At 63.2% G+C, this 14,168-nt stretch carries 4 protein-coding genes; all 4 read right to left on the bottom strand.

What is annotated here, in order from left to right; all coding sequences use genetic code 11:
* Positions 1-9: 9 nt before the first annotated feature.
* The gene (locus tag J3R84_RS27250; protein WP_203528788.1) at positions 10-2,814 is read right to left on the bottom strand and encodes a condensation domain-containing protein; all 2,805 of its coding nucleotides are present in this window, start codon (positions 2,812-2,814) and stop codon (positions 10-12) included.
* Positions 2,811-10,889 carry a non-ribosomal peptide synthetase/type I polyketide synthase gene (locus J3R84_RS27255; RefSeq protein ID WP_203528786.1) on the bottom strand — a complete coding sequence of 2,693 codons (8,079 nt, stop codon included), beginning with the start codon at positions 10,887-10,889 and terminating at the stop codon, positions 2,811-2,813. Before J3R84_RS27255 ends, J3R84_RS27250 begins: the two co-directional genes overlap by 4 nt.
* Positions 10,886-12,835 (bottom strand): non-ribosomal peptide synthetase, encoded by a 1,950-nt coding sequence (locus tag J3R84_RS27260; protein ID WP_203528784.1) that lies wholly within the window; start codon positions 12,833-12,835, stop codon positions 10,886-10,888. The genes J3R84_RS27255 and J3R84_RS27260 overlap by 4 nt, the downstream gene beginning before the upstream one ends.
* A gap of 355 nt (positions 12,836-13,190) precedes the next feature.
* Positions 13,191-14,048: a glycoside hydrolase family 16 protein gene (locus J3R84_RS27265; RefSeq protein ID WP_225906404.1), complete on the bottom strand. Its 858-nt coding sequence runs from the start codon at positions 14,046-14,048 to the stop codon at positions 13,191-13,193.
* Between the last annotated feature and the right edge of the window lie 120 nt (positions 14,049-14,168).

A 14,168-nucleotide genomic window follows, 5' to 3' on the forward strand; every position in this document is an offset into this window, starting at 1 on the left:
ACGTCGTGTTCAGCTCTCGTCGGAGCGGAACCTGTTGATGACGATGGTCGCCAGGGCCTGAATGCTGTTGCTGTTGAGGCTATCCTCGTGCCAGCCCTCGAGGTCGAAAACCTCGCTGTCCGCGGTGATTGCACCACCCCAGCCGAAGAGCAGCTTGCGCGCGCGGCGATGGGTGGCTTCGCTGCGGAACAAAAGCACCGACTTTTCGTTCGTCGATGGCGGACGATACTGACGGGCCGCATTGACCAGCAGGTCGGTAACGTCGGCATTGACGGCTTCTTCCTGGGAATAGGTCCCCGCCCGCAGGCCCAGATGTTTGAGCAGGGCAAGCGTGAAGTTGAACTCCCTGAGATAGTCGATGAAGCTGATGCGACCGGAAAAGAGCTTGCGGGTGAAGTAGCCTATGCGCTTCACGCGGCGCTCGCTGTTCCAGCGAAGGCGCCGGAGCCGGGGCTGCGACTTGACATAGCCCGGTGCCCAGGCATCGATGACCGCCGTGAAGCGAAGATCGGCGCCGCGCTCGCGCAGCTGGCGGGCAATTTCGACCGCCAGCACGCCATTGACGCAGAGCCCCATCACGCCGACCGGGCCTTTCAGAATATCTGCGCCCATGCTGTCGACGGCATGCCCGGCGATCTCTTCAAGCGACATGGAAGCGAGATCGCCGGTGAGATCCGCATGGAACATGTTGGCGTTATAGACCGAGACGGCATCGCCAAGATCGGTCGCAAGCCGGTAGTAGAGGAACGGATGATTGAGCGTGTAGAGCGTATAGGGCGCGTCGGTGCGCCCGCAAGCCCCCACGCTCCAGGGATTGGCGCTTGCGGGTTCCAGATCGGTGCCGCTCGGCTGCGCTTCGCCAAACAGCGCAGTGGAAAAGCCCCCGAATGTCGGCTGCTTGAAGAGCAGCTCCAGGTCGGCCTTTGCCCCAAGCTTCGATCTGGCGCCGGAGAGCATGCGCAAAGCCAGCAGCGAGTGACCGCCGAGCGCGAAGAAGTTGTCGCCGGGCGCGACCGTCGGGACGCCGAGCACCTCTGCCCAGATCGCAGCAAGAGCCTTGGTCTGGTCGGTTCGCGCCGCCGGTACTGGTGCCGAGACATCTGTTGGTTCAACGCGATCGGCCACAGCCTTGGCGAGGATGGTCGGCGGCGCCGGTATCCGCAACGCGGTTCGATCGATGGTGCCGCTGGCATCGCGCGGAAAATTGAGAAGCACGCTGACACCACCCGGCATCGCGGATTGCGACAGCTGCCGGCTCAGATACTCCATCAGGCCATCAGGCAGGCGATCGAGCGGTTCGGTGATCGTCGGCGCCGGCGTGACGAAAGCATGCACGCGCTTGCCATCGCCTTCGACCAGCACCACGGCCGAACCGACGGATGGATGGGCCGCAAGCATCAGTTCGATCGCCGTTGCCGGCCCCGTCTCCACTCGCAGCGCCTTGATCTCCCTCGGAGGGATGACCAGTGAGGAAAGGGGCGCCGAGGGCCGTTCCAGCGCCGCTTCATAGGCCTCCTGCCAAAGCCGCAGAAGAGATTCGATCGTGCTCTTTTCAAACAGGTCGGCATTGTATTCGATCGACATGCGCCATCCGCTCGGCCTGCCGATCATGATGAAGCTCAGATCGTAGATGACACCCGGCGATTGCGACGGCGCGCTGAGCAGCTCGAAACCTCCATACTGATGGTCTTCCAGGAACGCCTTCTGCAGGTTGAAGTTGACCGAGATCAGCGGGTTGCGCGAGGGATCGCGCACCGGATTGACCAGTTCGACCAGTTTGTTGAACGGCATTCTGTGATGGTTGAGGGCAGCCGTCACCGTTGCGGTTGCTAAACGCACATGCTCGGCAAAGGAAATGTCACCGGCCATGTCGAACCGCAGAACAACATTGTTGATGAAGACCCCGATAAGGTTCTCCAGATCCGTCTCGTCGCGCCCGGCGACCTGTGAGCCGAACATGACGGTGTCATGTCCGGTATAGCGATGCAGCAACGCGCTGACGACGGCAGCCCCGAAACTGTAGAGCGAGACCCTATGCGCGCGGGCGGCGGCGTCGATCCGCTCGCTGAACTCGCTCGGGTTGTTGACGGACAGGATATTGCCGCGGCTGGTCTTGACCGGTCCGCGCGGCGTGTCGGGAATAACTTCGAAATAGGGCGCTCCGGTCAGCTGTTCGCGCCAGAATGACTTCTCGGTCTCGAAACCGTAGCTGTTCAGATACTCCTGCTGCCACAGCGAGAAATCGCCGTATTGCAACGGCAGGTCCGGAACAGCCGGCTGCCGGCCGGCATCAAGCGCCGCCGCGATCTCGCCGACCTCGCGGCCAAGCACGCGGATCGACCAGCCATCAAAGCAGCTCTGGTGGGCGGTGATCAGTAGAAAGCCCCGCTCGTTCTCGACCATCAGCAGCGAAACGCGGAAGAGGTAGGGACTTCTGAGGTCGAACGGCGCGCGCGCGGTCTCCTCACCGATCGAGAGGATACGCTGATCGCGCTGATCGGCAGGTACGTTTCGCAGGTCGATGACCGACATCCTGAAGTCGACTTGGTCGACCACCTGCTGGCAGGGCCTACCGCCGACTTCGACGAACCGGGTGCGAAGGGCCTCATGACGCTGGATGACTGTACGAAAGGCGGCCTCCAACGTCGAGGATCGGAATGCGCCTCGGATCTCCCATCGGACTGCGACGTTGAGCGCCGGATTGCCTGGCTTCAGCTGGTCGAGGATCCAGCAGCGCAACTGGGTCTGGGAACAGGGGAACTCCGCAATCACGGTGGGTTCGGCGACAGGTGCAGTGTTGCTTGTCTCTTTCATACTCTTGATACCTGCTCAAACCGGCGCCGCGCGCCATTGCGGAAATCTCTCAGCGAAGGGACCTGCGGCTGGGTGCCGTTCGGATCGATGTCGTCGCGTGTCTCGGCAAAGGTGGCGAGTTCTGCGATGGAGGGATGCATCATCAGATGTTTGGCCTCCAGGCGCAGACCGCTGTCGAGCATGCGGGCGGCGATGCGGAAGATGATCAGCGAATCCGCGCCGAGCGCGTAGAGGTTGTCCTCGACGCCGATCTCCTGCGCGTTCAGAACCTCGCGCCAGATCTCGCAAAGCTGCGTTTCCATGGCGGTGCGCGGCGGCACCCTGATGGCCGTGGTCTCGCGTTGCGGCAAACCACGCTGTTCGAGCGTCTTGCGGTCAAGCTTGCCGTTGGCCGTCTGGGGGAGAGCCTCCTCAAGCACCCAGAAACCGGGGACCATATGCGGCGGCAGGTTGGCCTCCGCATGGGTGACAAGCATGGATGTCGAGGGTTTGCTGCTCTGGTCTTCCGGGATGACATAGCAGACCAGCTGCTTGTCGCCATTGCTGTTCGGGGCGGCGACGACGGCGCATTGGCGAACGCCGGCGGCGCTGGAAATCGCAGCCTCGATATCGCCAAGCTCGATGCGGAAACCGCGCAGCTTGATCTGCTGGTCGCGCCGGCCGAGCAATTGTAGCGAACCATCCGCGAGCCGCCGACCGACGTCCCCGGTCTTGTAAAGACGCTGAACCGTTCCCGTGCCGATGTCGATATCGACGAAGGCCTTCTCGGTCAGATCCGGGCGGGCGAAGTAACCGTTGGCAAGGCCCTCACCGCCGATATGCAGTTCGCCCGTGACGCCGATCGCGGCGACGCGGTTGGCCCCGTCGAGGATGAGGAGCTGCGTGTTGGCGATGGGATGGCCGATGGTGATCGGCTTTTCGCCATCCTCGATCCGCTGTACCGACGACCAGATCGTCGTCTCGGTCGGGCCGTACATGTTCCACAGCTCGCCCCCGAGGCCGAGCAATGAAGAGGCGAGCGCCTTGGGAAGCGGCTCGCCGCCGCACAGCATCTTGAGGTTCGAGCGGCTGAGGCCGGCTTCGACCAGCATCTGCCAGAGTGTCGGCGTCGCCTGAAGCACGGTCGCACCGCAGCTTTCGACGAGCCGCACCAGAGCAAAACCGTCGCGCACCGTGTGCCGGCCGGCAAGCACCACCTTCGCGCCTGTGATCAGCGGCAGGTAGAGTTCAAGGCCGGCTATGTCGAAGGAGATCGTCGTCACCGCGACGATCGTATCGCGATCGTCAAGCCCCGGCTCCCGCGCCATCGACGTGAGGAAGTTGACCAGGGCGCGATGGGAGACTTCGACCCCCTTCGGTGCGCCGGTCGATCCCGACGTGAAGATGATGTAGGCCGGCGTCGCCGCGTCCGTGGGGACCTTCGGCAGTGCAGTTGCCGCGCCGGTCGTGTCGACGTCGCTATCGATGCGGATGATCGCGACGTCCTTGCCGGCCAGTCCCTCTGCCCGGTCGCTATCGCAGATCATGCCGGCAACGCGCGCAACCTCAAGGGTTTGCGACAGGCGGGTCTCAGGATGGGCAGGGTCGAGCGGCACATAGGCATGTCCCGATTTCATGATCGCCAGCAGGGCGATCACCATTTCAAGCGACCGTTCGGCGAGAAGGGCGATGCGCTGGCCCGGCTCCGGGACGGTCTTCTGGATTTGGCAAGCCAACTGGTTGGATCGCCCTTCAAGCTCGCCATAGGTCATCGTCTTGCCGTCGAGTTCGACGGCAATCGCGGAAGGCTGCTCGGCCGCCTTTTGGGCAAACAGCGAGAAGACGAATGCGTCGCGATCGTAGTCGGCGGCCATGTCGTTGAGGCCCTCGGCAAGCCAGGCCTGTTCGGCCGCAGACAGGAGCGGCAGATCGTGGATCGGCCGGGTGATGTCGGCTGCCAGCGCCGCAACCAGTGTCGCGAAATGGCCGATCCAGCGCTCGATCGTGCTGCGCTCGAAGACCTCGGCATTGTAGTCGACATCGATGCGAACGCCGTTGGGGCTTTCGGTCAGGTTGAAGAACATATCGAAGTTGGAGAAGGCCTTGGCGTTCGACGCGATCTTCGTCTGCAGCCCGCCGAACTCCAGATTGTCAGGAACCCGCTCGAGGTTGAACTGGATCTCGGTCAGCGGCAAGCGGTGCGTGTCACGCTTGACGCCGAGCTTACGGACGAGCGTGCCGTAGGTGTAATCCTGGTGCTCGAACGCACCGAGCACAAGCTGCTGCGTCGCCTTGAGATGCTCGTCGAAGCGCTTGTCCGACGAGACCGTCTGGCGAAGCGGCAGGAGGTTGACGCAATGGCCGACGAGCGTCTGGCCGTCGAGCAGGCTCTGCCCGGCCGAAGGCACGGCGACGACGATGTCGTCCTGTCCGGAGAGGCGGGAGATCATGATTTGCAGCGCCGCCAGCAACGTCGAAAACAAGGTCGCGCCGGACTTTGCACCTGCCTTCTTCAGGGCTTTGTAGGTTTCCGCCTCGATGCTTCCGGTGACGGTGCCGCCGGCAAAGCTGCGGCGATCCGACCGCGGCCGGTCCAGCGGCATTTCCGGCAGATCGGGGACGTCCTTGTATTGGTCGAGCCAGAATTGTTCGGTCGCGTTCGATATATCCGCATTGGGAGCAAGATCGGTCGCGTAGGTGGCAAAGGAGAGTGGCGTCGTGAGCCCGGCCTCGGCGTTGCGCATCAAGGCGGAATAGGTCGCGGCAAGCTCTTCGATCAGCACATTGATCGACCAGCCATCGCAGATGATGTGGTGTGCGGTGAAGACCAGGCGGTGACTGTCGGGAGTCATCCTGACGATGGAAGCCCGAACGAGTGGCCCATCGGCAAGATCGAAGGGAGTGCGCGCATCTTCGTCGATCAATTGCTGCAACAGCGCCTCGGCATCGTTCTCGCCGGCAAGGTCGATATCGGCGACATCGAGCACGAAATCGGGAATGAACTCGAAATGATCCCCCGCCCGGCCGAACCGGATCTGCAGCGCATCATGGCGTGCGACTACGGCATCAAGCGCCCGGCCCAAGCGTTCGCGATCCAGCGGCCCGTCCAGAACCATCGTGAAGGACTCGTTGAAGGAGCAGGAGGCTTCATCGCCGACCTGGGCGGCCAACCAGATTTCCTTTTGCGCTTCCGTCAGCGGCGCCGTTGACGGTCGGGCAGTTGCCACATCAGCAGGCTCCGGCGCGATATCCTCTGCCTGGCGTTGCGTGCCGAGGATGCCGACCGATTGGAACGCATCAAGACTGGTGCGGAAGGCGGCAGCGATCGCCTGGAAATCCGCCTCGCTGTGGGCGGTCGTCAGGAAGCAGGGATAGCCGTCCTGGATATGAATACCCTGCATGCGCATCTTGGCATAGAGGAGCGAGCCCAGCGGATCGTCGCTGCCGAAGTCGGCAAAGAACCAGCTCTTGTAGCTGTTGATGGTCTTGGCGATACCGCGCCGGGCGAGATCCGCATTGATCTCGGCGACCAGAGCCTGCGTGCGATCGGCGACGGCGCCATAGAGTGCGGCGCCCTCGCCCCTGATGTGCTGAAGAACGGCCCGCGCCGCCGCAAGCACGAGCGGATGGCGCACGAAGGTCCCGGCAAAGAAGGTCGGCGCGGTCATCGGAACGCTATCGTCGCCATAATTCCAGCATCCGCCGTCGAGTGCATCCATGAAGCGGCTGTCGCCCACCAGCACGCCGATCGGCATGCCGCCGCCGATGACCTTGCCATAGGTCGCCATGTCGCCCTTGATGCCCCAGACGGCCTGCATGCCACCGGGATCGACGCGGAAGCCGGTGACGACCTCGTCGAAAACCAGCGCGAATTCGGATTTCGTGGCAATAGCACGCAGCTCGCGCACAAACTCGACCGGCCGTAATTCCGGATGACGGCTCTGGACCGGCTCGATGATCACCGCGGCGATATCGCCGGCATTGGCCTTGATCCAGTCAAGACTTTCCGGATCGCCGTAGCGAAGAACCGTCATGTTGGCGACGGAGGCGGCAGGGATGCCGGCGGCGACCGGTATCGCGACCGGCGCACCAGCCCGGTTCCGGCCCTTGACCAGCACCTCGTCGAACTGCCCGTGATAGTCGTTGCCGAAAATCACGATCCGATCCCGGCCGGTCACCGTGCGCGCCACCCGCATGGCCGCCATGACGGCCTCCGAGCCGGTGTTGCAGAAGGTCACGCGTTCGTGCCCGGTCATCTCTGCGATCAGTTCCGCGACTTCGCCGGCAAGCGGCGTCTGCGGGCCGATGGCAAATCCGGCGTCGGCCTGCGCCTTCACCGCCTCGACGACGAAATCCGGCGCATGGCCGAAGGCCGTCTGACCCATGCCGTTGACCAGATCGATATATTCATTGCCGTCGACGTCCCAGATGCGCGATCCCTTCGAACGATCGGAAACGACGGGGAAGACCATCTCCTTCCAGTCCTGGCGGAAACCGGCAGCGGTGCGCGGATCGGCGAGCCACTTCCGGTTCTGGCCGGTGAAGCTCTTCGATTTCCCGTTCCGTGCCTCGTAGGCGGCGATCAAGTCGGCGACGAACGCCTGCTTCTGTGGGGTCATCTCGGTCGAAAGGCTCTTGGCGCCGGGACGGTAGAGCTTGATGCGCTCCGCTCCGATTTCGCGATCGGCGGTGCGATCGACCTCAATCTTCGATACCAGCTGCGGCTCAATCGTCGCGATCGGAGGGGCGATCGCCGCCGCAACAATGGTCGACTGTGCGGAAGGGGCTGCGACGGAACCTGTCGCCTGGAGCACCTGCAACTGCTGCGTAACGATCGTCTGCAGCATCTGCAATTGCGACTGGAGGACGGACTCGATGCCGGCAACAGTCGCGGCTGTGGTGACGGGGGCAACGGTAAGCGGCAGGGCCGCCTGCGCTGCGACGGCGGGCGCCGCGGCGACTGCGAGCGACGGCAGGGCCACCGGTGCGGATGCCGGCGCCTGCTGCGGCTCGGGCGGCAGCTGCCGGTCGAGATGCGCGGCCAGATCCTGGATGCTGGGAATGTTGCTCAGCAGCTCCCGGAACGAGAGCTTGATCTTGTAGTCTTTCTCGATCCTTTGCGCGAACTGGCCGATGAAGAGCGAGTCAAAGCCGAGCTCCAAGAATGTCGCACCCGCCTCGCCCGGTCCGAGCGCCTCCCCCGACATGTCGCTGAGCAGGGTGATGAGGGAGGTTTGCAAGGCAGGGATACGGCTGGCAGCAGCAACTGGTGTGGCAACATTCATGATTTTGATCCCGTCAAACGGTTGCGCTTGAGTGTCGGTGGAAGATGGCTCGGCGGCAGGGAGCTGCTCGGCCGACGATGCCGGCCGGCCTTCGCCGCGCCGTGCGGAGGCAGGAGCGTCAATCCAGTGGCGCTGCCGCTGGAACGGATAGGTCGGCAGAATGAGCGGGGTTTTGCTCGCGGACGACGTCGGCCAGTTGAGGTCGCAGCCCGACATCCAGAGCTTGCCGTGGGCCTCGGCGAGGGTTTCACCGGCGGCATGCGCGCGATCATGTTCCGGCAGCGACTGGACGACGGCAGTGACCGCATCGCGGCTGAGCGTCTGGGCCGCAAAGACCGACAGGGTGCGACCGGGGCCGACCTCCAGCAGGACGGGCTTGCGCCCGTCGCAAAGGGTCGCCAACCCGTCGGAAAACCGGACGGCGGCGCGGCAATGCTTCGCCCAGTAGTCAGGCGACATGCCCTGTTCGATCGTCTGCCATTGGCCGGTGACGCACGAGATATACGGCGTTATGGCAGTGCCGTAGGTGACCTTTGCCGTCTCTTCGCGCAGGGCTTCGGTAACGCCGTCCATCATGGCGGAATGAAACGCATGCGAGGTGTGAAGCCGGCTGAAGGCGATGCCGGCGCGCTCCATCGCAGCGCACGCAGCATCGACGGCAGCGAAGGTTCCGGAGATCACGCAGAGTTTCGGGGCGTTGACCGCAGCGATTTCGACCTCGTCGCCAAGATAGGCTGAGACTGTCTCCACATCCGCCCGCACGGAAACCATCGCGCCCTGGGGCTGCGACTGCATCAAGCGGCCGCGCGCGGTCACGAGCCGCAATCCGTCCTCGAAGGAAATGACGTTGGCAAGCGTCGCGGCGACGAATTCGCCAACGCTGTGACCGATCATGACATCGGGTTTCAAGCCGCGGCTCATCCATAACCGCGCGAGCGCATATTCGACGAGATAGAGGCACGGCTGCGCGATGCGCGTCTCGCGCTGTTCGTCGGCCATGGCCTGGCTCACCGTGCCGCTGTGGCAGATGAAATCGCGCAAGTCGGTTTTTAAAGGTGCCCGGAGCAGCTCCGTGCCCCTGTCAATCCAGCGGGTGAATTCCGGTTCGCGGCTGTAGAGTGCCGCGCCCATGCCGACATATTGCGAGCCCTGGCCGGGGAACATGAAGGCGATCGGCGGCCTTTCGGTGGCAACGCCACTTGCTACGCGCTCGCTGCCGAGGCGCTCAATCGCCTGCTCGATATCGTTGGCAGCTATGGCGGTGCGATGGCTGAAAGCGCGCCGACCGGTCTGCAGCGTGTGCGCGACCTGCGACAGTGGCAAAGCAGGGTTCGCCTGCAGGTGATCGCGCAGGTTCGCCCGCATGGCCGCAAGTGCTGCCTCGTTGCGGGCAGACAGCGGCAGAATGTGAGGCCCCCGCGCCACGTCGTCGACATTGCCCTGCGACGCGGGCGCCTGCTCCAGCACGAGATGCACATTGGTGCCGCCGACGCCGAACGAGCTGACGCCGGCGCGGCGCGGACCTTCGGTGGCCGGCCAGTCGGTGGTGCTGGCGGGAATATAGAAGGGACTGTCGTCGAGATTGATGCGCGGGTTCGGCCGCTGATAATTCGCCATTCCCGGTATCTTGGCGTGATAGAGCGCCAGCGCAGTCTTGATCAGCCCGCTGACGCCGGCAGCGGCATCGAGGTGACCGACATTGCCCTTGACCGAGCCCAGGGCACAAAGCTGCCGCTTGTCGCCTGCCTCGGCAAAGGCGCTGCGCAATCCGCCGAACTCGATCGGGTCACCAAGCGGGGTCGCGGTGCCGTGGCATTCGACATAACCGATCGTCGAAGGATCGACCCCCCCGTTTGCCAGAGCAGACGAAATCGCGTCCGCCTGCCCCTCGACGCTTGGCGCGGTAAACCCGATCTTGTCCGAACCGTCGTTGTTGATGCCGTAGCCGCGAATGACCGCGAAGATCCTGTCGCCATCCCTCAGCGCGTCTTCCAACCGCTTCAACAGCACGATGCCCGCGCCGCTGCCGAAAACCGTTCCAGCCGCCTGTTCGTCGAACGGCCGGCAGACGCCATCGGGCGAAACCATGCCGCCCTCCTGGTAGATATAGCCACGCCGTTGCGGGATCGTGATCGATACACCACCGGCAAGGGCCATGTCGCAGCTGTAGGTCAGCAGGTTCTGGCAGGCCTGCGACACGGCCAGCAGCGACGTTGAGCAGGCCGACTGGATGGCGATCGCCGGTCCGCGCAGGTTGAACTTATAGGCGATGCGGGTCGCTAGAACGTCCGTCACTGAACCGACGATCTGCTGGAAGCAACCGATCTGGTAGTTGGAGGTGAACTCCTCGACCTTCGCCCGCTCACCCAGGACATTGTTGATGAGATAGGTGGGCATCGAGGCGCCTGCGAAGACGCCGACCAGGCCGGGATAGCGGTGAGGATCGTACCCGGCCCGCTCGAGCGCTTCCCAGCAGACCTCGAGAAAGACGCGGTGCTGCGGATCGGTGACCGCCGCTTCCCGCGGGAACATGCCGAAGAACTCGGCGTCGAACATGTCGACATCCGGGAGCTGCGGCCGGGCTGGAACGTAGTTTGCGGCAGCACGTTCCTCGTCAGTGAATGCGTCTTCGATCTCGTCCGGCCTCAGTTTCAAAAAGGCATCCCGCCCCTCACAGACGAGATCCCAAAGCGCCTCCACCGACGGAGCGCCCGGGAACCGACCGGACATGCCGATGATCGCAATGCCGGTCACGTCCTGGTCATTGCGATCCGAGCCGCGGGCGTCGTCTGCATCGTTGAAAACGGTCATGAAGCGCTCCTGCGGAAGTGGGAGATGTTCTTCTTTTGCAGCGCCGCACGTTCGGCCGCCGTCATCGCTCGGGCACTGGCCGACGACTTTCCATCGAGGAAGTCCGCCAACTCGTGAATGGTCGGGTGCTTGAACAGGGCAACGACATCGATCGACCGGCTGAGGTTGACCTCCAGCGCCGCATGCACCCGCATCAGCTGCAGCGACGTGCCGCCGAGATCGAAGAAATTGCGATCAAGCTCTACGGCCTGCTGGCTGAGCACGTTGCGCCAGAGGTCTTGCAAGAGTGCCTCGGTCCGACTGGCGACTGGCGCGTTCTCGGCCGGCAACGCATCCACCGGCAGCGGAAGCCTGGCGCGGTCGACCTTGCCCGATTGATGCAATGGCAATTCGTCAAGCACGATCACCGCGCTCGGGATCATGTAGGCGGGCAGGCTGTTGCGCAGTCTCTCCATCACGTCGCGGATCAGCTCGGCGTCGTCTGCGCGGGTGCCCTCACGTGGGCACAGGTAACCAACGATGCGCTTGTGCGACTGATCCAGATTCTGGCAGATGACGACACCGTCGGCGAGCCGCGGATCGCGACGCAAGGCGGCCTCGATCTCGTCAAGCTCGATGCGCTTGCCATTCAGCTTGATCTGCCGGTCACGCCTGCCCCGGAAAAGCAGGATGCCGTCGTCGCTGAGCACCGCGAGATCGCCTGTCAGATAGCCGCGCACGTCTCCCTGTTCGGTGCGGATGGTGATGAACCGTTCTGCCGTCAGCTCGGGGCGTCGGAAATAGCCGATGGCGACGCCCTCGCCGGTGAGGACAAGCTCTCCCTCTATGCCGCGCCCGACCGGGCGACGGTCCTCGTCGACGATCAGTATACCGGTGTGGCTGACGGCGCCGCCGATCGGCACGTCCTTGCCGTCGAACCCCGCGGGGATGTCGAAGGCGGTGGCCAGAACAGTGATTTCCGTTGGCCCATAGAGGTTTGTCAGTCGGCAGTCCGGATGCGCCTTCTGAAAGCGTTTGATGTGCTCGGCAGAGGCGACTTCGCCGCCGAACATCATATGCCGCAACGTCGGCAGTTCGCCGCAGGAGAAATCGGCGAGCAGGTTGAACAGGCCGGTGGTCAGCAAGGAGGAGGTAACGCCGTTGTCACGGATGACATCCCTAAGCCGGCCGACCGAGAAATTTCCGTCCGGCAACCCGGCGATGGTCCCACCGTTCGTCAATGTCGTCCAAATCTCGAACGTGGAGGCATCGAAAGCGATTGTTGCCGCGTGCAACATCACGTCGGCACTGCCGATCTGCACGTAATTCTGATCGAGCGCGAGCCGGGTAATGCCACGATGCGGAATGGAGACGCCCTTGGGTCGACCGGTCGAACCCGACGTGTACATGACGTATGCCATGTCGCCGCCTTCGCAGGGTACTGGCTCGAACGGCTTCCTCTCGGCTTGCTGCGCGAGATCGGCGACGATCGCGTGAAGATCGGCGATCGTGCCCTTGACGCTCGGCACAAGGCGCATCGTGGCAAGCGAGCAGGTATCGACGAAGACCACCTTGGGCTCGCAGTCGCCGATGACATAGTCGAGATGATCGACGGGAAAAGTCGTATCGAGCGGCAGATAGGCGGCGCCGACCTTGAGGGTGGCCAGCATGGCGACGATCGTTTCGAGGGAGCGTGGGACGAAGAGGCAGACGATATCGCCCTTCGTGACGCCCGCATCGATCAGATAGGTGGCAAGCGCATCGGACATCAGCTCAAGCTCGCCATAGCTGATCGAGTGGTCGTCGAAGACGATTGCCGTCGCCTGCGGAGCCGCCTGGGCGTGCCGGTGAACGACGGCATGAACCGAGTGCTCCGGGTCGTAGTGCACGGTTTCCTGCGAGCGGCCAGTCACGCGCCCGGACTTCACCGCCGAATCTTCTGCGCCGGAAAATCGGAACTCAGCCATCGTTCGCCTCCTGTGCCTGCCCCTCTCGCGTCACTGCCCGGCGGGAAGGCTCAAACGCCCTCCCGGCAATGGGCGGCTCGCAAATTTTGCTGCAATGCCGTCGTCAGCCAGAATTCCATGGTGGCGAAAAATGAACAGCTGATCATTGGGATAGCCGCACCGACGCATCGCCATCAAAAGGGTTAGGCCCGCTTAGTCCTTAAGGGGATGGAAGCCACGGCAATGCACGGACGAGGCGCCCGATCGGCGGCCGGAATCGTGTTCCATCTTTTTGTTTTCGCAGGATTTTTCGAGGTCGCCTGCCGCGCCACCCCTGGCGGATCAAACGCGGTGAAAACGACCTGGCGAGGGGCGCCTATTGAAGGTCGTATGCCCTGACATAATCGATGAACATGTGGGATGGATCCGGCGCCTGATCGGCGGTTTTTTCGACGAGCGCGAGGTTGAGCAGCACGTACATCGGCTGCCGGTGCTCAGGCCGCGTTTCGGCCTTCCACACGAGTTTCCGGTCAAAGTACATCCGTATGAATTCGGAATCGATCTTCACCCCATAGGTATGAAAATCCTGGGGGTCGGCGTCGCGAAATACCTCGATCCGACTGAATTGGGAATCGTCCTTGTCATCGCGATGCCAGACATGGATGACAGAGGAGTATCCTTCCGGCTTGTCACCGTAGAATTCCATCACGTCTATCTCGGCCGTCGACTTCGAGCGGTCCTTGCCGATCAGCCAGAATGCGGGCCATACGCCCGGACCGACCGGCAAACGCGCACGCATTTCGAAATAGCCGTATTGCTGGGCAAAGCCATTGCCCTTGGCGTCCACCGAGGCGAGCAGGCCTGACTGCCAGTCACCTTCCGGGTCGCGCTTGGCCTCGATCCTCAGAATGCCGTTTTCAGTCTTGAACGGCGAGCGCTCACCGGGGTTGGCAAAGCGGGCGCCACCAAAATCCCCCGACCACGGCGTATGCGCGATCCAGCGGGTGCCGGGCCCCCAGGCGGACACGCTCAGATCATCGAAGGTCTCGTCAAAGGTCAGCGGCATGTCGTCGACAGGAAGCTCGTCGCCCGTGTCGCCGGCCGTGTACCCATCGGCATGGGTCGCCGACACAAGCATCATCAGCCACAGGCAGCCGACGACAGGCCGGACGAAAAGCCGAACTGGCAGGCGGCATGCCCAATACGGGCGAACTTCGCGAACAGATGGGGTCATGGTGCAAACTAACGCGGGGCGCTACCGCGGGTCCATTACCGATTCAGGCCGGGGCTTTATGCGAAAGGCTTAGCCGGAGGCGTAAATACGCAACATGCCCCCTTTGATAGGATCGTTTCA

Source organism: Ensifer canadensis (assembly GCF_017488845.2).
GTDB lineage: Bacteria > Pseudomonadota > Alphaproteobacteria > Rhizobiales > Rhizobiaceae > Ensifer > Ensifer canadensis.